Here is a 25182-nt window from a genome sequence, read left to right as displayed (position 1 = left end):
GAGGCCGACGGCTGCGGCGTCGGGCCGGCGGGCTGTCGGCATCGTGGAAGCGTCGGATTCCGACGGTCAGGGTGTTGATTCGGCTTCTCTGAGCGCCTTCGGTCCGAATAGCTTGGGCCTGAGCCTTCCAAGTCGGCAAGTTTCTGGCAATCCATCTGTGAAGCCCGCTAAGCCGCCGCCCGCGCCGCCCGTCTTGTGCCGGGCAAGGGTTGCCGCAAGGCGTGCGGCAAGATGTGCGGCAGGGCGAATGACGCGCAGGGTGAGGAAACCGAACGACGCCAAACTCGATTGGTTGTCGATCAGTCTCAGCCAGTCCGGTCGCTGGCGAATCCTGCGAAGGCAGGAGTCTTCGCTTCCGCCGGGAGGCAAGATCCAGCCGGCTGCGGCCCGGCAGCTTAGCGGGCCGGAAGAAGTCCTGGCGCTCGCTCCTCCGCCGGCCGATACTCGGGAGGAGTCATCGCCAAGCCTGCTCGAATCACTCACGGCAAAACAGCGTGAAGTGCTCGATCTGCTCATCGAACACCGGACATCGAAAGAGATTTCCCGGCTGCTCGGAATTTCGCCACATACCGTAGATCAGCGCATCATGTTCGCGCGCGCCAAACTGAACGTGGCGACGCGTGGAGAAGTGGCCCAGGTCTATCGGCGGCTGCTGGCCGAGCGTGAAGTTTTGCAGCCGATTCAATCTGATCAGGCGATATACGAACGATCCGTATATGGGTTATCCCGTATCGTGGAGGCAGCAAGCGCCGGGCAGGTCGGAACTCAGGAAGACATGGTGGCGCCCCCGACGGGAACACAGCCCCCACAGGATGGCCGCAAAGGTCCGTTGCCAATGGAGCGGGCAGAAGCGGGTATCTCGACTGGGCAATACCATCGTGTCCTCCCGGAATTGTTTGACGGACCGAACGGCACGCTGGTGCGACTGAGCGCGATCGCGCTTATCGCTGCGTCCCTGATCCTGATCATGCTGGGCAGCCTCGCGATGATCGCGCAGTTGTCGGACATGAGTGGGCGCTGATCGGTCTGCCAGCAATTTCGATCAAGCATACGCGGGTGTCGGGGGGCATTCTGCGGTTTGGAGGTTGAAGTGGCGACATTGAGGCGGCGACAGGGATGACGGGGGATGCCGCACAGATGCGCTTGGCCAACGCTGCGCCGTTCATCGGCCTGGAAGCTTTGCGGTGACTGACCAAACCTCGGCAGGCGCTGACGTGGAGCGACCTGCACCGCGTCGCAAGCAAACCCCCAATCCGCGCAGCATGAGCTTGATGGGCGCATGCTGCGGACGGTGGCGATGAGCGATGCTGATCGTCTGGCTTTCGCGCATCTTGCTGCTGGTGTCGGTGTTGCTCGCCGTTCGCAAGGGCGACGAGCCGGAGCGGCTGGTTGCGGGGATTCTTTTTGCAACGTTTGCGCTGGATGCCGGAAATCACGCCGCATTCGGCAATGTCGAATGGTTTTCGGTCAATCCTGGCCATGCGGTGATCGACATATGGGCGTTCGTCACGCTTTTGTGGGTCGCCTTGCGCGCCAATCGCGGCTGGCCGCTTTTGGCCTGCGCTGCTCAAGGTGTCGTGCTCACAGGGCATCTTGCGAAGTCCATCGACGGCCAGATGGTGCGCAAGGCCTACTGGACGATCACCCAATTGCCGTTCTTGCTGCAGGTTCTGGCCCTCGCGCTGGGGACTGTTGCCCATATTCAACGCCGTCAGCGGGCGGGACGTTACCACGCATGGAGGCTCGATTGACGGCCATCCACAACCAAGGAGTCCAAGGATGACCGTACGGCATTTGCGATCTGTGCCCGTACCCCAGTCTGCAGAGCAAGACTGCGTGGAGTCCGAGGTGTTTGCATCGACGCCGACGACTGGTAGCGGTCGGCGCGCGCGCTCCAAAGCTTGTGCGCAAGGTGATGGCGGTGGTTCGACAGTGGGCGATGCACAACATTCTGTGACCGTCGCGCTGGCGCGCGAACTCTATGTCGCCCGGCGGCGGCGTGGGCGGCATCTGTCGTCCGACTTGTTCGGCGAGCCGACCTGGGACATCCTGCTCGATCTTTATGCCGCCACGCGCGAAGGACGCCGCGTCCCCACTACCAGCGCGTGTATCGGCGCCGATGTGCCGCCGACCACTGCGCTGCGCTGGCTGCGCATTCTCGAGTCGCGCGGACTTGTGGCGCGCGAGGACGATGGCCGCGACGGGCGGCGCACGTTCGTCTATCTGACCGAGCGCGGATTGGAGGCGATGGACGGCTTCCTGCTTGGCATGCTTGCGTCGTTACGGCGGGTCATTCCTGACGGTGCCAGCGCGCAGATTGTCATGCCCAGCCCGTTCCTCCACGCGGCGGAATAGGCATGGGGTGCGGCCGAGGGGCAGGCCCTCGGCCGTCATGCGGCCATCATGCCGCCGTCATGCGAACGGCAGGCGCCCCTGCCTGCCGGTGATCGCCAGCACCTCGCGGTTGGCGCCAAGCCGGATCAGCAAGTCCGCGCGTGATGGCATTTCGGCCAGCATCGCGCGGGTGATCCGCTCATAATGGGCGATGAAGCGGCGCAACTGGGCAGCATCGAGCAGCCCTCGCGTCTCCGCCGATCCATCCGTGTCCGATGCCGTGGGCGCGGCTGAAACGCTTGCAGCGCGCAAGGCGGCTTCCTGTTCGCCCCGCCAGCGCGCGACGACCTCGAACCCCGGAGCAGCCAACAACACGAGCCGGTCGATTCGCGCGAAAAGCCGCGCATAGTCACCGGCGAGCGCGGCATTGGCATAGCCCCGCCAGCGCCCGTCCCGGTCCTCGTCGGCTTCCAATTTGTTGGCCGGCAATGCAAGCTCGGATGGGGTTTGCGGCCTAGCACCGATGCACCAGCCCTCGAACAACAGAACTTGCGTTCGCGGGTGCGCGAGCGGCCAGTCATCGGCAGGCCGACGGTCATCGCGCGCCTTGTCGAAGCGCGGCAGGGGCACCGCTTCGCCCCGTTCGAGCGCGGCGATCGTGGCCAGACCCAGTGCCGCATCATGGGTGCCGGGCACGCCGCGTGTTGCCAGCAACGGATGCTCGCGCGCGGCCAGTTCCAGCCGTTCGCTGCGGGTAAGGTAAAGGTCGTCGAGCGATAGTGCCGCTGTAGCGGTTCCTTGCGCGTTCAGGCGCGCGGCAACTGCCCCGGCAAGCGTCGACTTGCCCGAGCCTTGCGCACCCGCGATGCCGATCACCAGCAAGCGCTGCGGCGAACCGGCGAGCGCATCTGCAATCAGCGCCGTTACTGCGGCCACGCACTGCATGTTGGCCGATCCTGTCACCACCATCTGCACTCCAGTCGGGCCAGCGGCAGAGTGGCGTCTGTTGCCCTCGGGCGCAAGGCCATGGGGGTGGGGATGGGGCGTGGACTTGCGACCCGAGGGCTTGGCTATATATGATCGTATATAGCGATTCGTCTCGCACCATTTGCATCATCGGGGGAACATAATGCGCGCAATCTTTCGCGGCACGCTGGTCAACTCCATTCTGGGGGCAGGGCTGGCGGCTATGCCTGTCCAGGCACAAGCGGCCCCGGACACCGCAGCAGCGGCGATCGATGGCCCGATCATCGTTACGGCGCGCCATCGTCCAGAGGACGCGCAGAAGGTTCCCGCCGCCATTTCGGTGGTCAGCGGCGACTTGCTCGATCGGTCATACACCATCAACACGCAGGCGCTGACCACGCTGGTTCCGGCGCTGAACTACTCTTCGGCCAATCCGCGCAACACCGCCTTCACCATACGCGGGCTGGGGTCGAGCGTGGTTGCGGTAAGCCAGGCGAACGACGGGCTGGAGCCGGGCGTCGGGTTCTATGTCGACGGCGTCTATCATGCGCGCCCGGCGACGGCGGCTTTCGATTTCAGCGATATAGACCGGATCGAGGTGCTGCGCGGACCGCAAGGCACCTTGTTTGGCAAGAATACCACGGCAGGTGCGATCAACATCGTCAGCCGCACGCCCAGCTTCACCGCCGGGGCGAGCGAGGAAGTGAGCTATGGCGAGCGCAACTTCCTGCAGGCCAAGGCTTCGGCCACCGGCGCGCTGATCGGCGATACAGTCGCCTATCGCCTGTCGGGACTGGCCACCCGGCGCGACGGGGTGATTCACAACGTGGTCAGCGGGCGGGATCACAACGGCATCGACAATCAGGCGGTTCGCGGCCAGTTGCTGTTGCAGCCTTCGAGCAGTTTCCGTTTCCGGCTGATTGCCGATTACGCCAACTTCGACAGCAACTGCTGCACGCAAGTCTATCTGCGTGTCGGAACCAGCCTGCGCCCGGCCTCGCGCCAGTACGCTGCGATGGCGGCCGCAGCACACTATGCGCCGCCCAGCACCAATCCCTATGATCGGTTGACCGATATCGATGCCGATCTGGGCGTGAACACCAATGAAGGCGGTATCAGCGGCACCGCCGACTGGAATGTCGGGGGTGCCACGATCACCTCGATCAGCGCCTGGCGGTTCTGGAACTGGGATGCCGCCAACGATCGCGACTACACCGGCCTGCCGATCCAGTTGAGCCAGCACATCCCTTCACGACAGGATCAGTACAGTCAGGAACTGCGCATCGCATCCAACGGCGAGCACACACTGAGTTACGTCGCCGGGCTCTACTACTTCCGGCAAAAGCTGGTCGGTCATCCGATCTCGATCTATGGTGCCTATGCCGCGCCGTGGCTGATCGGAAAGACCACCGGGGCCAATGCCACACTGGTGCCGGCCAATCTGCTCGATGGCTATGGCCAGAGCGGTGACACCCGTTTCGTCACCGACAGCTATGCCGCGTTTGCCGAGGCCAACTGGCGGATCGTACCACGGCTGACGCTGACCGGCGGCTTGCGCTATACGCAAGAGGTGAAGGACGGTGCGTACGACACCACCGTGTCGGGCGGGATTGCGACCAGCAGCACGGCCTTGAACAACGCGAAGCTGTCGGTGCTCCGTCCGCAGTCCTATACCGCGCATGACAGCGACGGCAGCCTGTCGGGCCGTGCCAATCTGGCGTGGCAGGCGACGGACAGCGTTATGGCCTATGGCAGCTATGCGCGCGGCTTCAAGTCGGGCGGGATCAACATGTCGGGCCTGCCGCTCGATGCCGCAAACAGCCCGGTGCTGGCGACTGCGGTGATCAAGCCCGAACGCCACGAGACGTTCGAGTTCGGGGTCAAGGCGCAGGCGCTAGACCACCGGTTGACGTTCAATCTGGCGGCCTATCGCTCCATAGTGGCCAATTTCCAGGCGACCATCGTCGATTCCAGCCAGACGGTGGCCTTGCGCGGATACTTGTCGAACATTCCCGAAGTGACGGTGAAGGGCGTGGAAGCCGATGCGGCGCTGCGGCTGGGTGATCTCGTCCTGACGGGCGCGCTGGCCTATGCCAAGGGCACTTACAGCGACTATCCTGCGGGGCCTTGCCCGCTGGAAGTGCAGACCAGCGCCACCACTGCCTGCGATCTGACCGGAAGGCGGCTGGCGGGACTTCCGCGCTGGACCGAGTCGCTGGGTGGCGACTGGACGATACCGGTGGGCAAGGGCGCACTGGTCCTGCATGCCGACAGCAACTGGCGAGGTGGGTACTACGGCGACCCCTCGCTGTCCCGATACACCTGGATCGACAGGTACAATCTGACCAACGCCAGCATCGGCTATCGGCTCGATTCAGGGATCGAGGTGGCGGTGTTCGCACGCAACCTGTTCAACGCCAACTACATCCAGAACCTGACCATACAGGCGGGCAATTCGGGCCTGATCCTTGGCACGCCGAGCGACCCGCGCATGTTCGGGTTGACCTTCCGCGCCCGGCAATAGCGGCCCGGTCACCCGCATCTCGCCTGCATTTCGAAGCGCCGGCACCCCGCAAACGCGCGGACGCGGTCGTTTGATCGCGTGGCCAAGCAGTTCATTCATGACGGAAAAATTACGCAGGGCGGAAACCTCTTGCGCTTTGTTTCATTTAAATGACACTATGTCATCAAATTGCAACAAACCGGACCGGCATCAATCGGCCCGGCACGAGAAGGAGAGACGACCATGAACCGCATCGCTCTTGCTGCCGTGTGTCTCGCGCTTTTTCCGGGGGCTGCGTTCGCGCAGTCGCCCAAGAGCGCCGATGCCCAGATTGCCGTCGTCGGCAATGGTCATCAGGATGGCCGAACGGTGGTTTATGGTCCTGACCGGCAAGGTCGCTATTCCACCAAGGTCAGCTTCACCGACCTCGATCTCACTACTGCAGGTGGTCGTTCCGCCGCAGAGCACCGCGTCGCCTGGGCTGCCAGCCAGCTGTGCAGCGTGACCGGGGATGAAGGCGATCTGCCGGGCTTTTACAATGCCGGTGCGCGCAAGTGCGAATCGCATGTGCGCGATCAGGCCGACACGGTATTGAACAAGGCTGGTGCAGAGCGGCCGCTCGCCATGTTGCGACTGGTTGCACCCGCCCGCTAAGGCGCAAATGCGGGGCCTTGGCCTTGCAATCGGCTTCGCTTGTTGACGGCGGAGGCAATTCCGATTAGGGGCGCGCATCTTCCGATACCGGTTTGTCCGGTGGCGGAGTCGAGCTGAACATTGCCGGTGCGTGCAGGCTTGCCTGTATAATCCGTCAAAGTAACCCGGTGCTGCGGCGCGGGTGGAGCGTTTCGGTTCATGCGCGTTGCGCCGGTTTGGCCCCTTCCGTGGGCTGCCCGCCCGCCTTGTGTGTGAGTTGCCCGGTACTCTTTGCCTGCGGTGCATCACCTTCAAGACAAGGTGAAGAGTCCTTCATGCCCACTATCAACCAGCTGATCCGCAAGGGTCGCGAACCGCAGAAGGCCAAGAGCAAGGTCCCTGCGATGGAGCAGAACCCGCAGAAGCGCGGCGTTTGCACCCGCGTTTACACCACCACCCCGAAGAAGCCGAACTCGGCGCTTCGCAAGGTGGCCAAGATCCGCCTGACCAACCAGCGCGAAGTCATCTCGTACATCCCCGGCGAAGGCCACAACCTGCAAGAACACTCGGTCGTTCTGATCCGTGGCGGCCGCGTTCGCGACCTTCCCGGCGTGCGTTACCACGTTCTGCGCGGCGTGCTCGATACCCAGGGTGTCAAGGATCGCAAGCAGAGCCGCTCGAAGTACGGCGCCAAGCGTCCGAAGTGATCATGCCGGGCTGGTGAGGGGTGTTTACCCTGCCGCCTGCCCGAATGGTCTTTCAGGAAAAGGGCTGGTGCTCGCGCTGCCCTGATTAGAAGGAATACAAGATGTCTCGTCGTCGTCGTCCGGAAAAGCGGGAAATCCTGCCGGATCCGAAGTTCGGTGATCAGGTTCTGTCGAAGTTCATGAACAACCTCATGCTCGATGGTAAGAAGTCTGTGGCCGAAAGCATCGTCTACGGTGCCATGGAAACCATGCAGACCCGCGCCAAGGCCGATCCGCTGCAACTGTTCCATGATGCGCTGAACAACGTGAAGCCGCAGATCGAAGTGCGTTCGCGCCGCGTCGGTGGTGCCACGTATCAGGTGCCTGTCGAAGTCCGCCCCGAGCGCGCCCAGGCTCTGGCCATCCGCTGGCTGATCACCGCTGCGCGCAACCGCAGCGAAACCACCATGGCTGCGCGTCTTTCGGCGGAACTGCTCGACGCTGCCAACAACCGTGGCAACGCGGTCAAGAAGCGTGAAGACACCCACCGCATGGCCGACGCCAACCGCGCCTTCAGCCATTACCGCTGGTAATCGCCTAGGTCGGTAACGTGGCAGTCTTTAAACGGTCACGTAAGTAACCATATGGGGCGAGCCGGACCGCAATCTGGCTCCCCCGCACCAAGGAACTCTTCCCATGGCCCGCAGCCATCCGCTTTCGATGTACCGGAACATCGGCATCATGGCGCATATCGACGCCGGCAAGACGACGACGACCGAGCGCATCCTCTATTACACCGGCAAGTCCTACAAGATCGGCGAAGTCCATGACGGCGCCGCGACGATGGACTGGATGGAGCAGGAACAGGAACGCGGCATCACGATCACGTCGGCCGCGACGACCTGCTTCTGGAAGGACCACCGCATCAATATCATCGACACCCCCGGGCACGTCGACTTCACCATCGAAGTCGAACGCTCGCTGCGCGTGCTCGACGGTGCGGTTGCCTGCTTCGACGGCGTGGCCGGCGTTGAGCCGCAGTCGGAAACCGTGTGGCGTCAGGCTGACAAGTACGGCGTTCCGCGCATGTGCTTCATCAACAAGCTCGACCGCACCGGCGCCAACTTCAAGTACTGCGTACAGTCGATCATCGACCGCCTCGGTGCCAAGCCTGCCGTGCTTTACATCCCGATCGGGATCGAAGCCGAGCTGAAGGGTCTGGTCGATTTGGTCCACAACCGTGCGATCATCTGGAAGGACGAATCGCTCGGCGCCGAATTCTTCTACGAAGAAATCCCGGCTGACCTGGCCGACGAAGCCGCCATCTATCGCAGCGATCTGATCGAGCTTGCCGTTGAGCAGGACGACGATGCGATGGAAGCCTATCTCGAAGGCAACGAGCCCGACGTCGATACGCTGAAGAAGCTGATCCGCAAGGGTACGCTGGGCCATGCCTTCGTGCCGGTGGTCTGCGGTTCGGCGTTCAAGAACAAGGGCGTTCAGCCCCTGCTCGACGCCGTGGTCGACTACCTGCCTTCGCCGCTCGACATCGAGGACGTCCAGGGCGTCAAGATGGACAGCGACGAGAAGGACAGCCGTCCTCCCGAAGACGCAGCGCCGTTCAGCGCGCTGGCGTTCAAGGTCATGAACGATCCGTTCGTGGGCTCGCTCACCTTCATCCGCATCTATTCGGGCACGCTGACCAAGGGCACGTACCTGAATTCGGTCAAGGACAAGAAGGAAAAGGTCGGGCGCATGCTCGAAATGCACGCCAACGACCGTAAGGACGTTGACGAGGCATTCGCCGGCGACATCATCGCGCTGGCCGGCATGAAGGAAACCACCACCGGCGACACGCTGTGCGCCGAACGGTTCCCGATTGTGCTCGAACGCATGGAATTCCCCGAGCCGGTCATCGAATTGTCGGTGGAGCCCAAGACCAAGGCTGACCAGGAAAAGATGGGCGTCGCGCTCAATCGCCTGTCTGCCGAAGACCCCAGCTTCCGCGTGTCGACCGACCACGAATCGGGCCAGACGATCATCAAGGGGATGGGCGAGCTTCACCTCGACATCATCGTCGATCGCATGCGCCGCGAATTCAAGGTCGAGGCCAACGTCGGTGCGCCGCAGGTGGCGTATCGCGAATACCTCGCCAAGCCGGTGGACATCGACTACACGCACAAGAAGCAGTCGGGTGGTACCGGCCAGTTCGGTCGCGTGAAGGTCAAGGTCACTCCGGGTGAGCGCGGCACCGGCTTCGTCTTCAAGGACGAGATCAAGGGCGGTAACATTCCGAAGGAATATATCCCCGCGATCGAAAAGGGTTTCCGCGAAACCGCAGAAACCGGCTCGCTGATTGGGTTCCCGATCATCGACTTCGAAGTCCTGCTTTACGACGGTGCGTACCACGACGTCGACTCGTCGGCCCTGGCCTTCGAAATCGCCGCCCGCGGTGCCATGCGTGAAGTCGCACAAAAGGCTGGCATCAAGCTGCTCGAACCGATCATGAAGGTCGAGGTGGTGTCGCCTGAGGAATACCTTGGTGACGTGATCGGCGACATGAACAGCCGCCGTGGTCAGATCCAGGGTACCGACAGCCGCGGCAACGCCCAGGTTGTCGAGGCCATGGTGCCGCTGGCCAACATGTTCGGCTACGTCAACCAGCTGCGCTCGTTCACGCAGGGCCGGGCAAACTACTCCATGTTTTTCTCGCATTACGACGAGGTTCCGGCAAACGTCGCAGCCGAAGTCAAGGAGAAGCTTGCCTGAACCACGCGTTCGGGCTAGGGGCGGCGCCTGATTTTCGGCGAGTCCGGCTGGTGCCGCCTCCAAGAGCAATCAACATTTATTGAAAAGAAGGTTTGAGCAATGGCTAAGGCTAAGTTTGAGCGGACCAAGCCGCACTGCAACATCGGCACCATCGGTCACGTCGACCATGGCAAGACCACGCTGACGGCGGCGATCACCAAGGTGCTCGCTGAAACCGGCGGCGCGACGTTCACCGACTACGCAAACATCGACAAGGCGCCGGAAGAGCGTGAGCGCGGCATCACCATCTCGACCGCGCACGTCGAATACGAAACCGAAAACCGTCACTATGCGCACGTCGACTGCCCGGGTCACGCTGACTATGTGAAGAACATGATCACCGGTGCCGCCCAGATGGACGGCGCGATCTTGGTCGTGAACGCTGCTGACGGTCCGATGCCGCAGACCCGCGAACACATCCTGCTCGCTCGCCAGGTCGGCGTGCCTGCTCTGGTCGTGTACATGAACAAGGTCGACCAGGTCGACGACGAGGAAATCCTCGAGCTCGTCGAACTGGAAGTTCGCGAACTGCTGTCGTCGTACGACTTCCCGGGCGATGACATTCCGATCGTCAAGGGTTCGGCTCTGGCCGCTCTCGAAGGTCGCGATGACAACATCGGCAAGAACTCGATCAAGGAACTGATGGCTGCCGTCGACAGCTACATTCCGCAGCCGCCCCGTCCGACCGACAAGCCGTTCCTGATGCCCGTCGAAGACGTGTTCTCGATCTCGGGTCGCGGTACGGTTGTGACCGGCCGTATCGAAACCGGCATCGTCAAGGTTGGCGAAGAAGTCGAGATCGTCGGTCTGAAGGACACGCAGAAGACCGTCGTGACCGGCGTCGAAATGTTCCGCAAGCTGCTCGATCAGGGTGAAGCCGGCGACAACGTCGGTGCGCTGATCCGTGGCATCAAGCGTGAAGAAGTCGAGCGCGGTCAGGTGCTCTGCAAGCCCGGTACGGTCAAGCCGCACACCGAGTTCTCGGCAGAGGTCTATGTGCTGTCGAAGGATGAAGGTGGCCGTCACACGCCGTTCTTCGCCAACTACCGCCCGCAGTTCTACTTCCGCACCACCGACGTCACCGGCGAAGTCGTGCTCCCCGAGGGCACCGAGATGGTGATGCCGGGCGACAACCTGACCCTGTCGGTCAAGCTGATCGCTCCGATCGCGATGGATCCGGGTCTGCGCTTCGCAATTCGCGAAGGTGGCCGGACTGTCGGTTCGGGGGTTGTCAGCACGATCACAAAGTAATATAGGCCGCGCACCGGCGGGGAGATTCGCTCTTCCCGCCGGCCGGTTTTCTGATCAGTCGGCCCGCTTTCCCTGGCCTTTGGCTTACAGGGTACAGGTGAGAGGGTGGTCCGGCTGGTTTTTGTTTTAGCTCTTTCGCATCGGTAAACGGACATGGACGCCCAGAATATCCGCATTCGCCTTAAGGCCTTCGATCATCGTGTACTTGACCAGGCCACTGGAGAAATTGCGGACACCGCCCGCCGCACCGGCGCGCTGATCCGGGGTCCGATTCCGCTTCCGACGCGTATCGAGAAGTTTACCGTGAACCGCGGTCCGCACGTCGACAAGAAGTCGCGCGAGCAGTTCGAAGTTCGCACCTACAAGCGGTTGCTCGACATTGTGCAGCCCAACGCCGCCACGGTTGACGCGCTGATGAAGCTCGACCTCGCAGCCGGCGTGAACGTCGAGATCAAGCTGGCCTGATTAAGGCCTCGATCCAGACGCAACGGTTTTCGGGTTTTCGGACCCAAAGTTCCTTTCGGTTTTGACCGACTTGGTGGATTTTTCCACCGCGACAAAGGGATACCTCCGGCTCTCGCCGCTCTTTGAGTGGCACTTGGCCGGGCAAGCGTCCCCCGTCCGCCTTTCTGCTTCGGCAGAGGGCATTCAGCCCGGCGGGGGCACGTTTCACATATCGGGCTGAACACGCCTGCGGGGGATGGGCCTTCGCAGGCCTCTGTGTTTTAAGGAGTATGGATCATGCGCACCGGCGTGATCGCGAAGAAGGTCGGGATGACCCGGCTTTTCCAGGACGACGGACGGCACGTGCCGGTCACCGTCCTTTCGCTTGAAGATTGCCAGGTGGTTTCGGTTCGCACGGAAGATCGTGACGGTTACGTCGCGGTTCAGCTCGGTGCGGGCGCAGCCAAGCAAAAGAACGTTGCCAAGCCGCAGCGTGAGCACTTCGCCAAGGCGGAAGTTCCGCTGAAGATGGAAGTGGCCGAGTTTCGCGTCGCCGACGACGCGGTGCTTGAGGTTGGCGCCTCGATCGCTGCCTCGCACTTTGTCGCTGGCCAGTACGTCGACATCACCGGTCACACCCAGGGCAAGGGCTTTTCGGGTGCGATGAAGCGCTGGGGTTTCGGCGGTATGCGCGCCACCCACGGTGTTTCGATCTCGCACCGTGCCCACGGTTCGACCGGTAACCGCCAGGATCCGGGTCGCGTCTTCAAGAACAAGAAGATGGCAGGCCACCAGGGCGATCGCCAGCGCACCCAGCAGAACCTCGAAGTTGTCCGTACCGACGACGCACGCGGCCTGATCTTCGTCAAGGGCTCGGTCCCGGGCGCGAAGAACGGCTGGCTGCTGGTTCGTGACGCGGTCAAGATCGATCGCCACGCTGAAGCGCCCTATCCCGCCGGCCTCAAGCAGGCTGCCAACACCAACGACGGTATCGCTCCTGAAGCGGCCGAAGGTCAGGAGGGCTAAGTCGTGAAGGTTCAGGTCCTCAATCTCGATGGCAGCGCCGTTGGCGACGTCGAGCTTTCGGATGCCGTGTTCGGTCTCGAACCGCGCGCAGACATCCTCCACCGCGTTGTCACCTGGCAGCTCGAAAATCGCCGTGGCACGGCTCGGGGCGCTCGCGAGCGTTCGGATGTTGCTCGCACCGGCAAGAAGTTCGGCAACCAGAAGGGCGGCGGTACCGCCCGTCACGGCGATCGCAAGGCCCCGATCTTCATCGGTGGTGGCAAGGCGCACGGACCCCGCGTCCGTGACTTCCACGTTTCGCTGAACAAGAAGATCCGCGCGCTCGGTCTCAAGATGGCGCTTTCGGCCAAGGCTCAGAAGGGCCTTGTCGTGATCGACAGTCTCGACATCGGCGAAGGCAAGACCAAGGTTCTGGCCGGCACGCTCGCCAAGGCGGGTTTCGGCAAGAAGGTGCTGGTGGTCGATGGTGAGCACGTGAACGAGGGCTTTGCCCGCGCCGCGCGCAACCTCATCGGCATCAACGTCCTGCCGGCGATCGGTGCCAACGTCTATGACATCCTGAAGCATGACACGCTGGTGCTGACGCGCGCAGCTGTCGAAAAGCTGGAGGCGCGTTTCCATGGCTAAGGACGCAATCGACACGCGTCACTATGACGTGATCGTGGCTCCCCACATCACCGAAAAGGCGACGCTGCTGAGCGAGCACAACGCGGTTGTCTTCAAGGTTGCCGACAAGGCGACCAAGCCGGAGATCAAGGCCGCGGTCGAAGCGCTCTTCAACGTCAAGGTCACTGCGGTGAACACCTTGACGCAGAAGGGCAAGACCAAGCGCTGGAAGGGCAAGCCCTACAAGCGCTCCGACGTCAAGAAGGCCGTCGTCACGCTGGCTCCCGGCCAGTCGATCGACGTGACCAGCGGTATCTGAGGCGGCACCGATCATGGCACTCAAAACCTATAACCCGACCAGCCCCGCACGCCGCGGCCTGGTCCTCGTCGACAAGTCGTCGCTGTGGAAGGGCAAGCCTGTCAAGGCCTTGACCGAAGGCAAGTCGAAGACCGGCGGTCGTAACAACAAGGGCCACGTCACCAGCCGCGGTATCGCGGGCGGTCACAAGCAGAAGTATCGCTTCGTCGACTTCAAGCGCCGCAAGTGGAACGTGCCCGCAACCGTCGAGCGGCTGGAATACGATCCCAACCGCACGGCGTTCATCGCTCTCGTCAAGTACGAGGACGGTGAGCAGGCCTACATCCTGGCTCCGCAGCGTCTTGCTGTCGGTGACGTGGTCATCGCCGGTGAAAAGACCGACGTGAAGCCCGGCAACGCCATGCTGCTGTCGCAGATCCCGGTCGGCACCATCATCCACAACGTGGAGATGAAGCCGGGCAAGGGCGGGCAGATCGCCCGTTCTGCCGGGACTTACGTGCAGCTCGTCGGTCGTGACCGTGGGCAGGTGATCGTTCGCCTGAACTCGGGCGAACAGCGTTACCTGCGCGGCGATTGCATGGGCACCGTTGGCGCCGTGTCGAACCCCGACAACTCCAACCAGAACCTCGCCAAGGCTGGTCGCAACCGTTGGCTTGGTCGTCGTCCGCTTACCCGCGGCGTCGCCAAGAACCCGGTCGATCACCCGCACGGTGGTGGTGAAGGTCGGACTTCGGGCGGTCGTCACCCGGTTACCCCGTGGGGCAAGCCGACCAAGGGCGCGCGCACCCGTCACAACAAGTCGACGGACAAGTTCATCATTCGTTCGCGCCACGCGAAGAAGAAGAGGTAAGACCCCATGGCACGTTCCGTCTGGAAGGGCCCCTTCGTCGACCTGCACCTCCTGAAGAAGGCCGAAGTGGCCCAGGATGCAGGCTCCCGCGCGGCTCCGATCAAGACTTGGTCGCGTCGTTCGACCATCATTCCGCAGTTCGTTGGGCTGACCTTCAGCGTCTACAACGGACACAAGTTCATCCCCGTCTCTGTCAATGAAGAGATGGTCGGCCATAAGCTTGGTGAATTTGCGCCCACGCGCACGTTCCCCGGCCACGCCGCTGACAAGAAGGGCAAGCGCTGATGAGCAAGCCTGCTGCTCCCCGTCGCGTCGGTGACAAGGAAGCCCTGTCGGTTGGCACCACGATCCGTGGTTCGGCCCAGAAGCTCAACCTTGTCGCCGCTCTCATTCGCGGCAAGACGGCCGAAGAGGCCATGAACATCCTCGCTTTCTCGAAGAAGGCGATGGCGGTTGATGCTCGCAAGGTGCTCGCTTCGGCGATCGCCAACGCGGAAAACAACCACAACCTGGACGTCGACGCACTGGTCGTTGCCGAAGCTTCGGTCGGCAAGTCGATCACGATGAAGCGCTTCCACACGCGTGGTCGTGGCAAGTCGACCCGGATCCTCAAGCCGTTCAGCCGGCTGCGGATCGTCGTTCGCGAAGTCGAGGAGGCCTGATCATGGGTCACAAGAGCAACCCCATCGGTCTGCGTCTGCAGATCAACCGTACCTGGGACAGCCGCTGGTACGCCGAGGGCCGCAGCTATGAAAAGCTGCTGCGCGAGGATCTGACGATCCGCAAGTACATCATCGAGAACCTGCCGCAGGCAGCGATCTCGAAGGTGGTGATCGAGCGTCCGGCCAAGCTGTGCCGCATCTCGATCTATGCGGCCCGTCCCGGTGTGATCATCGGCAAGAAGGGTGCGGACATCGAAAAGCTCCGCAGCAAGCTTGCCACGCTCACCGGCAGCGACGTCAAGCTGAACATCGTCGAAATCCGCAAGCCGGAAATCGATTCGAAGCTTGTCGCCCAGGGCATCGCCGACCAGCTGGTCCGCCGTGTTGCCTTCCGCCGCGCGATGAAGCGTGCCGTTCAGTCGGCGCTGCGTCTTGGTGCCGAAGGCATCAAGATCACCTGCGGCGGCCGTCTCGGTGGTGCAGAAATCGCCCGCGTCGAATGGTATCGCGAAGGCCGTGTGCCCCTGCACACGCTGCGCGCCAACATCGACTACGCCGAAGCTGAAGCGCACACCGCATACGGTGTGATCGGCATCAAGACCTGGATCTTCAAGGGTGAGATCCTCGGTCATGACCCGCTCGCGCAGGATCGGCTCATGCTTGAGGCGCAGACCTCGGGCGTGCGCCCCGCGCGCGATGACCGCAGGAACTAAGCCATGCTGCAACCGAAAAAGACCAAGTTCCGCAAGTCGTTCAAGGGCCGCCTTCATGGTAACGCCAAGGGCGGCACGGACCTCAACTTCGGCACCTATGGCCTCAAGGCCATGGAACCGGAGCGCGTTACGGCTCGTCAGATCGAAGCGGCCCGCCGCGCGATCACGCGTCACATCCGCCGTCAGGGCCGTCTGTGGATCCGGATTTTCCCGGATCTGCCGGTGACCAAGAAGCCTGCCGAAGTCCGTCAGGGCAAGGGCAAGGGTTCGGTCGAATACTGGGCTGCTCGCGTCAAGCCGGGCAAGATCCTGTTCGAACTGGACGGCGTTCCCGGTCCGCTCGCCGCTGAAGCTTTCAGCCGTGCGGCGATGAAGCTTCCGATCAAGACGAAGGTCGTGGCGCGCCTCGGCGACACCTCGCACCTTGTCAGCGAAGATTGAGGAGAGACACGATGGCCAAGTTCGAAGACCTTCGCGTCAAGAGCGACGACCAGCTCTCTGCTGATCTCGCTGAACTGAAGCGCGAACAATTTAACCTGCGTTTCCAGGCGGCTACAAACCAACTGGAACGTCCGGCGCGCATCCAGGAAGTGCGCCGCGACATCGCTCGCATCAAGACGCTGCAGACCGAGCGTTCCCGGACTGCCAAGGCGTAAGGAGAGCACCATGCCCAAGCGAATTCTGATCGGGACCGTGGTCTCCGACAAGACTGACAAGACCGTGGTCGTGAAGGTCGAGCGTAAGGTGAAGCACCCGATGTACGGGAAGATCATCCGTCGCTCGAAGAAGTATCACGCGCACGACGAAGCCAATACCTACAAGACCGGCGAGACGGTGCGCATTCAGGAAAGCGCGCCCCACTCGAAGCTCAAGACGTGGGAAGTGGTGGATCGCGTGCTCGCCGGTAAGACGGCGGCGGTCGAAGCGGACGTCTGATTGGTGCGGAGGCCTGCGGGCCTCTGATCCAGCGAGATCGACAAGTTTTGGAACTGCCGGACTGGTTCCGGCAAGCCAGTGAGAAGGAACCGGATCAATGATCCAGATGCAATCCAATCTCGACGTGGCGGACAACAGCGGCGCCAAGCGCGTCCAGTGCATCAAGGTGCTGGGTGGCTCGAAGCGTCGTTTTGCCGGCGTCGGCGACATCATCGTGGTGTCGGTGAAGGAAGCGCAGCCGCGTGCTCGCGTCAAGAAGGGCGACGTTCACCGCGCCGTCATCGTGCGTACCCGCAAGGATGTACGTCGCGCTGATGGCAGCGTGATCCGCTTCGACAGCAATGCTGCTGTGCTCGTCGGCAAGAACGAAGAGCCCATCGGCACGCGTATCTTCGGCCCCGTGGTGCGCGAACTGCGCGGCAAGGGCTTCATGAAGATCATCAGCCTTGCGCCGGAGGTGCTGTAATGGCTTCCGCTAAGATCAAGAAGGGCGACAACGTGATCGTCCTTTCGGGCAAGGACAAGGGCCGCACCGGCACTGTCGTTTCCGTTCTCCCCAAGGTGGAGAAGGTTGTCGTGCAGGGCGTGAACATCGCGACCCGTCACCGCAAGCCCAGCCAGCAGAACCCCCAGGGCGGTCTCGACCGCTTCGAGGCTCCGCTGCACATCTCGAAGGTCGCGTTTGCCGGCGCTGATGGCAAGGCAACCCGCGTCCGTTTCGAAGTCCGCGACGGCAAGAAGGTCCGTGTGGCCGTCAAGTCGGGGGAAACGATCGATGGCTGACAAGTACACTCCGCGCCTCAAGGCCAAGTACGAAGCCGACATCGCCAAGGCGATGCAGGAAAAGTTCGGCTACAAGAACGCGCTTGAGATCCCCCGGATCGAAAAAATCACGCTCAACATGGGCGTGGGCGAAGCGAGCCAGGACAAGAAGAAGGTCACGACCGCTGCCGCCGAAATGGAACTGATTGCTGGCCAGAAGCCGGTGATCACCAAGGCGAAGAAGTCGATCGCGCAGTTCAAGCTGCGTGAAGGCATGCCCATCGGTTGCAAGGTCACCTTGCGCCGCGAACGCATGTATGAATTTCTGGATCGTCTGATCACGATCGCGATGCCCCGCATCCGCGACTTTCGTGGCCTCAACCCCAAGTCGTTCGACGGCCGTGGCAACTATGCCGTCGGCCTGAAGGAGCAGATCATCTTTCCGGAGATCAGCTACGACCAGATCGACAAGGTGCGCGGGCTCGACATCATCGTGACCACCTCCGCCAAGACCGACGACGAGGCGCGCGAGCTGCTGCGCCTGTTCGGTTTCCCCTTCCCGCAGGACGCCGAGCAGAAGCAGGCTGCCTGAGTCCAGGATAGAAGAAAGAGCTTAAGTCCATGGCGAAACTGAGTTCGATCAACAAGAACGAGCGCCGCAAGAAGCTCGTGGTGAAGTACGCCGCGAAGTTTGCCGCGCTCAAGGCCACGGCCGCTGATGAATCGCTCGACGAAACCGAGCGCCTCATCGCGCGCCTGAAGATGGCAGAACTGCCCCGCAATGCGAACCCGACCCGCGTTCGCAACCGTTGCAACACCACCGGCCGCCCGCGTGGGTACTACCGCAAGTTCGGTCTGTGCCGCATCGAGCTGCGCGATCTCGCCAACAAGGGGCTCGTGCCCGGCGTGACGAAGTCGAGCTGGTAAGGGCCTGGAGGATTATAGGCGATGGCATTGACCGATCCGCTGGGTGACATGCTCACCCGCATCCGCAACGGGCAGCAGGCAAAGAAGGACACCGTCCTTTCGCCCGCTTCCAAGCTGCGTTCACACGTTCTCGAAGTGCTCCAGCGTGAAGGCTACATCCGTGGCTTTTCCGAGGACACCACGGGCATTCATCCGCTGCTGCGCATCGAACTCAAGTATTTCGAAGGCCAGCCCGCGATCAAGCACGTAGCCCGCGTTTCCAAGCCGGGCCGCCGCGTCTATTCGGGTTCCAAGGAACTTCCGGTGGTGCGTAACGGGCTTGGCATCTCGATCGTCTCGACGCCCAAGGGCGTGCTCTCGGATGCCGAAGCACGCGCTGCGAACGTCGGTGGCGAAGTGCTCGCGGAGGTGTTCTGATGAGCCGCATCGGCAAGAAGCCGGTGGCGATCCCCAGTGGCGTCACCGCGGATATCGCGAACGGCATTCTGACCGTGAAGGGCCCCAAGGGCTCCCTCACGCTCGGTCTGCGCGAGGAAATCAGCTACACCGTCGAGGGCGACACCATCGTGGTGAAGCCGGCGAACGCCACCAAGGCGGCGCGTGCCTTCTGGGGCATGCAGCGTACCCTGGTGTCGAACCTGATCACCGGCGTGACCGAGGGCTATACCAAGACCCTCGAAATCACCGGTGTGGGTTACCGTGCGAACGCTCAGGGCACCAACCTGAAGCTGCAGCTCGGTTACAGCCATGACGTCGACTTCCCGGTGCCTGCTGGCATCGAGATCAAGACGCCTGACAACACCACCGTTCACATTTCCGGTATCGACAAGCAGAAGGTCGGCCAGGTAGCGGCCGAGATCCGTCGCTGGCGCAAGCCCGAACCCTACAAGGGCAAGGGCATCAAGTACCGCGGCGAGTTCATCTTCCGGAAGGAAGGGAAGAAGAAGTAATGGCCAAGCTGTCCCTCTTCGAACGCCGCCGTCGCCGCGTCCGCACTGCGCTCAAGGCGCGCTCGGGTGGTCGTCCCCGTCTGTCGGTTCACCGCTCGGGTCGCCACATCTATGCCCAGATCATCGACGATGCCGGAGGCCACACGCTGGCCGCCGCTTCGACGCTGGTAAAGGGCCAGAAGTCCATTGGCGCCAACGTCGATGCTGCGGTTCAGGTCGGCAAGGAAATTGCCGAGAAGGCCAAGGCTGCCGGCATCACCACCGTCGTGTTCGATCGCGGCGGCTTCCTGTTCCATGGCCGCGTCAAGGCGCTGGCTGACGCTGCCCGCGAAGGCGGCCTGGAGTTCTAAATGGCTGACGAAACCAACGTGGAAGGCGTAGTCGCCGCGGTGGAAGCCACCGGCGGCGAGCAGCGCGAAGGCCAAGGCCGTGGTCGCGGCAACCGTGGCGGTGGCAACCGTGGCGGCGGCGATCGTGATCGTGGCGGCAACCGTGGTGGCCGTCGTGACGACCGTCGCGGTCGTGGCAACAACGACGAGGATGGTGGTGAGGAGCTGATTGAAAAGCTCGTCCACATCAACCGCGTCAGCAAGACCGTGAAGGGCGGCAAGCGCTTCGGCTTTGCGGCGCTGGTCGTTGTCGGTGACGGCAAGGGTCGCGTCGGCTTCGGCCACGGCAAGGCTCGCGAAGTGCCCGAAGCGATCACCAAGGCTACGGCTTCTGCAAAGAAGACCATGGTCCGCGTGCCGCTTAAGGAAGGCCGCACCCTGCACCATGACGGCAAGGGCCGTTTCGGCGCGGGCAAGGTCAACGTGCGTTCGGCTCCGGCCGGTACCGGCATCATCGCCGGTGGCCCGATGCGCGCCGTCTTTGAAAGCCTGGGTGTTCATGACGTCGTGACCAAGTCGGTCGGCAGCTCGAACCCCTACAACATGATCCGCGCCACCTTCGACGCGCTGACCGACCAGACTTCGCCGAAGTCGGTTGCCCAGCGTCGTGGCAAGAAGGTTGCCGACCTGCTCGGTCGCGGCGGCGCTACCGTGGTTGAGGCGGAAGCCGAAGCCGCGGCCATCGTGGAGTAAGCGACATGGCAACGATCAAGATCAAGCAGATCGGTTCGCCGATCCGTCGCCCGGAACATCAGAAGAAGATTCTGATCGGTCTGGGTCTGGGCAAGATGAACCGCATCGTCGAGGTGGAAGACACCGCCGAAGTGCGCGGTGCGATTGCCAAGCTGCCGCACATGGTCGAAGTGGTCGCCTGATCACTGCTTCCCTTGCGGACTCAAACGAAAACCCCCGGCAGCGATGCCGGGGGTTTTTCGTTTGGCGCAGGGAATATCACTGAACGTCGATCTTACCGATGCAGCGTCCGGATCGCGTCGACGATGACCTGTGGGCTGTACAGGCCCTTATAGACCGGGGGAGGGGTCTTGTTCAGCTTGAGCAGGGTATAGACCGCCGTCATTGCCGAACGGATTGAGTATTCGACCGTGAACACGACATCGTCCGGCTGTTCGGCAAATTGGCCGAGGAATGCCAGATTGGTCGATCCGGCCGGCACGACCAGCGGGCGATCGCCTTGCTTGCGGACCATGAACTGGCTGGTGATATAGGGCATGGCGCAAGGAATACAGTTCGATGCCGCCAGCGCCGCCGCCTGATCCGGAGCGCTGAAGTGCAGGTGGCCGAGCACTTCGGTCAGGATTTCGGTTCCGTTGCATTCGATCAGCGGCTTGTTCACGTAATCGCCGGGGCGATCATGGAACAGTCCATAACCCCACCACACCGCTACGCCTTCTGGTTGGTCGGGGAAGAACGGCTGATGGAAGATCGAGAGTGTCAGCAGCCAGCTTGACTGCTTGAACGTGATCAGTCCGCCGGTCCCCGCAGCGCTGCCACTGAACCGCTCCATCAGTTGCAGGAACAGTGGGTCGCTGACCGTGACGGTGAAGGATATCCAAGAACTTTCGGCGATGTTGCCGTTGAATGCCGCAGGATTTCCGAATGCCGGGCGTCCCTCCGCAAGTTTCTCCCACAAGTTCCAAGCGCCAGCGTGGTTTGATCCATCAAGTCCGGGGGCCACGGTCATCGAACCGAACGCCTTGTCGGCAGTCATCGAGCCGTTGGTGACGAACACCAGATCATCGGGTGCGACCGCGATCGTGGCCGGGCCGTCGGCGCCCAGTGTCGCGATGCTGGTGACCGTGATGGCGTCGCTGCCCGAAGCGAAGGCCATGTCTTCGACCCGGACGCCGTGGTGGACCTGCACACCGCGATCCTTGAGCCAGGCGATCAGCGGCATGATGATGCTGTCATACTGGTTGTAGATCGTGCGATAGATGTCGTGCTGAACGTCGATGGTCGAGAAGTGGTGGACGAACCGGCGCAGATAGCGACGGAACTCGATTGCGCTGTGCCACGGCTCGAACGCAAACAGCGTGCACCATTCCATCCAGAAGTTGGTTTCGAAGAAGTGGGGCTGGAAGCAGTCGGTGATCCGCTTGTCGTCGAGCAGACTCTCGGGCTCGCCGATCAATTTGACCAGATCGACCCGGTCATGTTCGGTAAAACCCAGCGTGTGCGCATCGGGCACGCTGCCATCGCGATTCACGAGCCTGACCTTGTTGTCCCACGGCAATTTGGCAACAGCGCGGTTGGTCTCCTCGGTGACCGAGATTGACGGATCGGTGATCGACGGGATCGAATCGAGCAAGTCGAACGTGCACAAGTACTTTGCCTCGAACATGCGGCTGCCGCTCATGAAATAGCCGGCTTGCGCATCGCCGTGGGCATCGAACGCGCCGCCGGTCTGCAGACTTTCTTCAAGGATCACGATGTCCTTGCCAGCGACGGCTGCATCGCGGATGAGAATCGCGGCACCGGCGAGCGAGGCTATGCCGCTGCCGACGAAGGTGTACTTGCTCATGGGAGGGCCGTCCTTGTTGTGAGGGGACGGTACCTATCAGGCCGGGTCAAGCGCAGCGGAGGCTCGGAAACTACGCAATTTGGCGCGTGAGTGATGAGCAGCAAGTCCGGGGCGTGACATTGCTTGCCGCTTCGCCTATGGGCCGCGCTTCCATTAGCGCGACTCAAAGCGAAAGCGAGTGCACACATGACCAAGCTCAACGAACTTTCCGACAACAATGGCGCCCGCAAGGGCCGTATGCGCGTGGGCCGGGGCATCGGCTCGGGCAAGGGCAAGACTGCTGGCCGCGGCCAGAAGGGTGCCAAGGCGCGTTCGGGCGTCAGCGTCAACGGCTTCGAAGGCGGCCAGATGCCGCTGCACATGCGTATCCCGAAGCGCGGCTTCAACAACATCTTCTCGAAGGATTTTGCCGAAGCCAACCTGGGCCTGATCCAGAAGGCGATCGACAACGGCAAGATCGACGTCGATGCCGTGATCGATCATGCTGCGCTGCAGGCTGCGGGGCTTGCCCGTGGCGGCAAGGACGGCGTGCGTCTGCTGGCCAAGGGTGAACTGACCACCAAGTTGACCTTCAAGGTTGCCGGTGCCTCGAAGGGCGCCGTGGCGGCTGTCGAAGCGCTCGGCGGCACCGTCGAAGTGATCGCGCCCAAGGTTCCGGCTGCGGCCTGAAACACTTTTTTGCGTATGTGACGGGCGCGGGGTTCTTGCATCCCCGCGCCCGCACTATATGGGCAGCCCTATGAAGGGAGCGGCGTGAGGAGCTTTCGGGTTCCGCGCGCCCCAGCAAGGCTTTGAACCCGACAATGGCATCACGCGCCGATAACATCGCCAGCAACCTCAGTCTGGCCAACTTCTCGAAGGCCACCGAGCTCAAGAACCGGATCTGGTTCACCGTGGGTGCGCTCATCGTGTTCCGGTTCCTCAGCTTCGTGCCGTTGCCGGGCGTCAACCCGCTGATCCTCGAGTCGCTGTACAAGCAGACCCAGGGCGGCATTCTCGACATCTTCAACACGTTTTCCGGTGGTTCGCTGCAGCGGATGAGCCTGATCGCGCTTGGCGTGATGCCTTACATCACCGCCTCGATCGTGGTGCAGCTTGCCGCCTCGCTCCATCCGGCGCTTGCCGCGCTGAAAAAGGAAGGCGAAAGCGGTCGCAAGAAGATGAACCAGTACACCCGCTATGGCGCGGTGTTCCTGACCGCGATGCAGGGCTGGTTCCTGGCCACCGGGCTTGAGAGCTATGGCGCCAGCGCCGGGCTGCAGGCGGTGGTCAATCCCGGCCTGCTGTTCAAGGTTGGCGCGGTGATCAGCCTGATCGGTGGCACCATGTTCCTGTTGTGGCTGGGTGAGCAGATCACCAGCCGCGGCATCGGCAACGGTGTTTCGCTGATCATCATGGCCGGTATCGTGGCGCAGATGCCCAAGTTCATCGGCAACCTGTTCGAACAGGGCCGTACCGGCGCGCTGAGCCCGTTCGTGATTGCCGGCGTTCTGCTGCTGATCGTTGGCGTGGTGGTGTTCATCTGCTTCTTCGAGCGGGCGACGCGGCGATTGCTGATCCAGTATCCCAAGCGCGCGACACAGCGCGGGATGATGGCGGCCGATCGCAGCCACTTGCCGCTCAAGCTGAACACGGCGGGCGTCATTCCGCCGATCTTTGCCAGCTCGCTGCTGCTGCTGCCGCTGACGATTACCCAGTTCGCGGGCAAGTCGGTCTCACCCGACACCACGACCGGGCAGATCATCATCTCGCTCAACCAGTACCTTGGGCACGGCAAGCCGCTGTATATGTTCCTTTACGCGGCAGGCATCATCTTCTTCAGCTTTTTCTACACCGCAGTGGTGTTCAATCCGGAAGAGACCGCCGACAATCTCAAGAAGAATGGTGGCTTCATCCCGGGCATCCGGCCGGGCAAGAATACCGCGACTTATCTCGATTACGTGCTGACGCGGATCACGGTTCTGGGCGCTGCCTATATTACCATAGTCTGTGTTGTGCCCGAGTGGATCATGAGCCAAACGGGTATGGGCACGGTGTTCTTTGGTGGCACCAGCCTGCTGATCGTGGTCAATGTCACGGTCGACACGATAACCCAGATCCAGTCGCACCTGCTGGCGCACCAGTATGGCGACCTGATCAAGAAGGCAAAGCTGAAGGGTCGCTTGCGCTGACGGCCGCTCAAGGCCGCTGAACAAGCGCATAATACAAGGGGGAATGCCAGAGTGAATATCATCCTGTTGGGACCGCCCGGCGCTGGCAAGGGCACGCAGGCACAACGACTGGTCGAAAAGCACGGCTTCAAGCAGTTGTCGACGGGCGACATGCTACGCGCCGCGGTGAAGGCCGGAACGCCTGTCGGGGTGCAGGCCAAGGCGGTGATGGATGCAGGGCAGCTTGTTTCTGACGAGATCGTCTCGGCGCTGATCGGTGAGGAACTCGACGCGCTGCCGCCCACGCAGGGTGCGATTTTCGATGGCTACCCCCGGACCGCCGCGCAGGCCGAATCGCTTGATTCGATCCTCTCCGCGCGGGGGCGTCAGCTTGACCATGTGATCGAGCTGGACGTGAACGAGGACGCACTGGTCGAGCGGATCACCGGCCGTTACACCTGCGCCACCTGCGGCAAGGGCTATCACGACGTGTTCGAGAAGCCCGCCGTCGAAGGCACCTGTGACAAGTGCGGTGGTCACGAGTTCAAGCGTCGTCCCGACGACAACGCCGAAACCGTGCGCACGCGCATGGCCGAATACCGTGCCAAGACGGCGCCGATCCTGCCGATCTACGAACCACGCGGGATCGTCTCAAGGGTGGACGGCATGGCCGATATGGACGACGTAACTGCTGCAATCGAGGGCATTCTCGCGTAAGAGCACGCGGT

The 25182-nt window shown here is 62.3% G+C and carries 34 protein-coding genes; 32 read left to right on the top strand and 2 right to left on the bottom strand.

Annotated features, from left to right (window positions below; translation table 11 throughout):
- The first annotated feature begins 247 nt into the window (after positions 1 to 247).
- From LDN95_RS11370 to LDN95_RS11360, 3 genes are all read left to right on the top strand, one after another.
- On the top strand, positions 248 to 1021 hold the full coding sequence (locus LDN95_RS11370; RefSeq protein ID WP_226017793.1) for a helix-turn-helix transcriptional regulator: 774 nt from the start codon (positions 248 to 250) through the stop codon (positions 1019 to 1021).
- 283 nt (positions 1022 to 1304) lie between these two features.
- Positions 1305 to 1751 (top strand): hypothetical protein, encoded by a 447-nt coding sequence (locus LDN95_RS11365; RefSeq protein ID WP_226017792.1) that lies wholly within the window; start codon positions 1305 to 1307, stop codon positions 1749 to 1751.
- 202 nt (positions 1752 to 1953) lie between these two features.
- A complete protein-coding gene (locus LDN95_RS11360; RefSeq protein WP_226017791.1) occupies positions 1954 to 2355 on the top strand; it encodes a winged helix DNA-binding protein in 402 nt (133 codons plus the stop codon).
- Positions 2356 to 2412: 57 nt separating this feature from the next.
- On the opposite strand, the gene LDN95_RS11355 is transcribed toward LDN95_RS11360, so the two are convergent.
- A complete protein-coding gene (locus LDN95_RS11355; protein ID WP_370631681.1) occupies positions 2413 to 3303 on the bottom strand; it encodes a kinase in 891 nt (296 codons plus the stop codon).
- Between the two features lie 220 nt (positions 3304 to 3523).
- On the opposite strand from LDN95_RS11355, the gene LDN95_RS11350 reads away from it, so the two are divergent.
- From LDN95_RS11350 to rpmD, 26 genes are all read left to right on the top strand, one after another.
- Complete coding sequence (locus LDN95_RS11350) at positions 3524 to 5824, top strand: TonB-dependent receptor (protein WP_226017876.1); 2301 nt, start codon at positions 3524 to 3526, stop codon at positions 5822 to 5824.
- Between the two features lie 222 nt (positions 5825 to 6046).
- Complete coding sequence (locus tag LDN95_RS11345; protein WP_226017790.1) at positions 6047 to 6457, top strand: UrcA family protein; 411 nt, start codon at positions 6047 to 6049, stop codon at positions 6455 to 6457.
- A 314-nt stretch (positions 6458 to 6771) separates the two neighbouring features.
- On the top strand, positions 6772 to 7143 hold the full coding sequence (gene rpsL / locus LDN95_RS11340; protein ID WP_010127208.1) for a 30S ribosomal protein S12: 372 nt from the start codon (positions 6772 to 6774) through the stop codon (positions 7141 to 7143).
- A gap of 101 nt (positions 7144 to 7244) precedes the next feature.
- The gene (gene rpsG, locus LDN95_RS11335; RefSeq protein WP_226017789.1) at positions 7245 to 7715 is read left to right on the top strand and encodes a 30S ribosomal protein S7; all 471 of its coding nucleotides are present in this window, start codon (positions 7245 to 7247) and stop codon (positions 7713 to 7715) included.
- A gap of 103 nt (positions 7716 to 7818) precedes the next feature.
- Complete coding sequence (gene fusA / locus LDN95_RS11330; RefSeq protein ID WP_226017788.1) at positions 7819 to 9891, top strand: elongation factor G; 2073 nt, start codon at positions 7819 to 7821, stop codon at positions 9889 to 9891.
- 99 nt (positions 9892 to 9990) lie between these two features.
- Entirely contained in the window at positions 9991 to 11181 is a 1191-nt protein-coding gene (gene tuf, locus LDN95_RS11325; RefSeq protein WP_226017787.1) for an elongation factor Tu, read from the top strand.
- Positions 11182 to 11334: 153 nt separating this feature from the next.
- Positions 11335 to 11646 (top strand): 30S ribosomal protein S10, encoded by a 312-nt coding sequence (rpsJ, locus tag LDN95_RS11320; RefSeq protein ID WP_226017786.1) that lies wholly within the window; start codon positions 11335 to 11337, stop codon positions 11644 to 11646.
- A 276-nt stretch (positions 11647 to 11922) separates the two neighbouring features.
- A complete protein-coding gene (gene rplC / locus LDN95_RS11315) occupies positions 11923 to 12651 on the top strand; it encodes a 50S ribosomal protein L3 (RefSeq protein ID WP_226017785.1) in 729 nt (242 codons plus the stop codon).
- Between the two features lie 3 nt (positions 12652 to 12654).
- Positions 12655 to 13278: a 50S ribosomal protein L4 gene (rplD, locus tag LDN95_RS11310; protein ID WP_226017784.1), complete on the top strand. Its 624-nt coding sequence runs from the start codon at positions 12655 to 12657 to the stop codon at positions 13276 to 13278.
- Complete coding sequence (locus LDN95_RS11305) at positions 13271 to 13576, top strand: 50S ribosomal protein L23 (RefSeq protein ID WP_226017783.1); 306 nt, start codon at positions 13271 to 13273, stop codon at positions 13574 to 13576. The genes rplD and LDN95_RS11305 overlap by 8 nt, the downstream gene beginning before the upstream one ends.
- A 13-nt stretch (positions 13577 to 13589) precedes the next feature.
- Positions 13590 to 14426 carry a 50S ribosomal protein L2 gene (gene rplB / locus LDN95_RS11300; RefSeq protein ID WP_226017782.1) on the top strand — a complete coding sequence of 279 codons (837 nt, stop codon included), beginning with the start codon at positions 13590 to 13592 and terminating at the stop codon, positions 14424 to 14426.
- Positions 14427 to 14432: 6 nt separating this feature from the next.
- Positions 14433 to 14711 carry a 30S ribosomal protein S19 gene (gene rpsS, locus LDN95_RS11295; protein WP_226017781.1) on the top strand — a complete coding sequence of 93 codons (279 nt, stop codon included), beginning with the start codon at positions 14433 to 14435 and terminating at the stop codon, positions 14709 to 14711.
- On the top strand, positions 14711 to 15088 hold the full coding sequence (gene rplV / locus LDN95_RS11290; protein ID WP_226017780.1) for a 50S ribosomal protein L22: 378 nt from the start codon (positions 14711 to 14713) through the stop codon (positions 15086 to 15088). Before rpsS ends, rplV begins: the two co-directional genes overlap by 1 nt.
- A 2-nt stretch (positions 15089 to 15090) precedes the next feature.
- The gene (gene rpsC, locus LDN95_RS11285) at positions 15091 to 15801 is read left to right on the top strand and encodes a 30S ribosomal protein S3 (RefSeq protein WP_226017779.1); all 711 of its coding nucleotides are present in this window, start codon (positions 15091 to 15093) and stop codon (positions 15799 to 15801) included.
- A 3-nt stretch (positions 15802 to 15804) separates the two neighbouring features.
- Positions 15805 to 16242, top strand: a complete 438-nt coding sequence (gene rplP / locus LDN95_RS11280; RefSeq protein WP_226017778.1) for a 50S ribosomal protein L16 — start codon at positions 15805 to 15807, stop codon at positions 16240 to 16242.
- An 11-nt stretch (positions 16243 to 16253) separates the two neighbouring features.
- Entirely contained in the window at positions 16254 to 16457 is a 204-nt protein-coding gene (gene rpmC / locus LDN95_RS11275; RefSeq protein ID WP_226017777.1) for a 50S ribosomal protein L29, read from the top strand.
- Positions 16458 to 16467: 10 nt separating this feature from the next.
- Positions 16468 to 16737 (top strand): 30S ribosomal protein S17, encoded by a 270-nt coding sequence (gene rpsQ / locus LDN95_RS11270; RefSeq protein ID WP_226017776.1) that lies wholly within the window; start codon positions 16468 to 16470, stop codon positions 16735 to 16737.
- 97 nt (positions 16738 to 16834) lie between these two features.
- Positions 16835 to 17203, top strand: coding sequence for a 50S ribosomal protein L14 (gene rplN, locus LDN95_RS11265; protein WP_225008631.1), 369 nt, complete (start codon positions 16835 to 16837; stop codon positions 17201 to 17203).
- Positions 17203 to 17520, top strand: coding sequence for a 50S ribosomal protein L24 (rplX, locus tag LDN95_RS11260; RefSeq protein ID WP_226017775.1), 318 nt, complete (start codon positions 17203 to 17205; stop codon positions 17518 to 17520). Before rplN ends, rplX begins: the two co-directional genes overlap by 1 nt.
- Positions 17513 to 18091, top strand: coding sequence for a 50S ribosomal protein L5 (rplE, locus tag LDN95_RS11255; protein ID WP_226017774.1), 579 nt, complete (start codon positions 17513 to 17515; stop codon positions 18089 to 18091). Before rplX ends, rplE begins: the two co-directional genes overlap by 8 nt.
- A 29-nt stretch (positions 18092 to 18120) precedes the next feature.
- Complete coding sequence (gene rpsN, locus LDN95_RS11250) at positions 18121 to 18426, top strand: 30S ribosomal protein S14 (RefSeq protein ID WP_226017773.1); 306 nt, start codon at positions 18121 to 18123, stop codon at positions 18424 to 18426.
- A gap of 21 nt (positions 18427 to 18447) precedes the next feature.
- The gene (gene rpsH / locus LDN95_RS11245; RefSeq protein WP_226017772.1) at positions 18448 to 18843 is read left to right on the top strand and encodes a 30S ribosomal protein S8; all 396 of its coding nucleotides are present in this window, start codon (positions 18448 to 18450) and stop codon (positions 18841 to 18843) included.
- Entirely contained in the window at positions 18843 to 19376 is a 534-nt protein-coding gene (gene rplF, locus LDN95_RS11240) for a 50S ribosomal protein L6 (RefSeq protein WP_226017771.1), read from the top strand. The genes rpsH and rplF overlap by 1 nt, the downstream gene beginning before the upstream one ends.
- Complete coding sequence (gene rplR, locus LDN95_RS11235; protein WP_226017770.1) at positions 19376 to 19726, top strand: 50S ribosomal protein L18; 351 nt, start codon at positions 19376 to 19378, stop codon at positions 19724 to 19726. Before rplF ends, rplR begins: the two co-directional genes overlap by 1 nt.
- Positions 19727 to 20458: a 30S ribosomal protein S5 gene (gene rpsE, locus LDN95_RS11230; RefSeq protein ID WP_226017769.1), complete on the top strand. Its 732-nt coding sequence runs from the start codon at positions 19727 to 19729 to the stop codon at positions 20456 to 20458. It abuts the gene before it with no gap.
- 5 nt (positions 20459 to 20463) lie between these two features.
- Positions 20464 to 20640 carry a 50S ribosomal protein L30 gene (gene rpmD, locus LDN95_RS11225; protein ID WP_226017768.1) on the top strand — a complete coding sequence of 59 codons (177 nt, stop codon included), beginning with the start codon at positions 20464 to 20466 and terminating at the stop codon, positions 20638 to 20640.
- A gap of 92 nt (positions 20641 to 20732) precedes the next feature.
- On the opposite strand, the gene LDN95_RS11220 is transcribed toward rpmD, so the two are convergent.
- The gene (locus LDN95_RS11220; RefSeq protein ID WP_226017767.1) at positions 20733 to 22304 is read right to left on the bottom strand and encodes an oleate hydratase; all 1572 of its coding nucleotides are present in this window, start codon (positions 22302 to 22304) and stop codon (positions 20733 to 20735) included.
- Between the two features lie 186 nt (positions 22305 to 22490).
- On the opposite strand from LDN95_RS11220, the gene rplO reads away from it, so the two are divergent.
- The 3 genes from rplO to LDN95_RS11205 all read left to right on the top strand — a co-directional run bounded on the left by rplO (position 22491) and on the right by LDN95_RS11205 (position 25171).
- Positions 22491 to 22973, top strand: coding sequence for a 50S ribosomal protein L15 (gene rplO, locus LDN95_RS11215; RefSeq protein WP_226017766.1), 483 nt, complete (start codon positions 22491 to 22493; stop codon positions 22971 to 22973).
- Between the two features lie 134 nt (positions 22974 to 23107).
- Entirely contained in the window at positions 23108 to 24475 is a 1368-nt protein-coding gene (gene secY, locus LDN95_RS11210; protein ID WP_226017765.1) for a preprotein translocase subunit SecY, read from the top strand.
- Between the two features lie 51 nt (positions 24476 to 24526).
- Positions 24527 to 25171, top strand: coding sequence for an adenylate kinase (locus LDN95_RS11205; protein WP_226017764.1), 645 nt, complete (start codon positions 24527 to 24529; stop codon positions 25169 to 25171).
- Positions 25172 to 25182: the final 11 nt, after the last annotated feature.

Origin of the sequence: Novosphingobium sp. FKTRR1, from assembly GCF_020404405.1 — a bacterium.
GTDB lineage: Bacteria > Pseudomonadota > Alphaproteobacteria > Sphingomonadales > Sphingomonadaceae > Novosphingobium.
The sequence above is the reverse complement of the archived record's forward strand: the minus strand, read 5'-3'. Positions and strand labels throughout refer to the sequence as shown.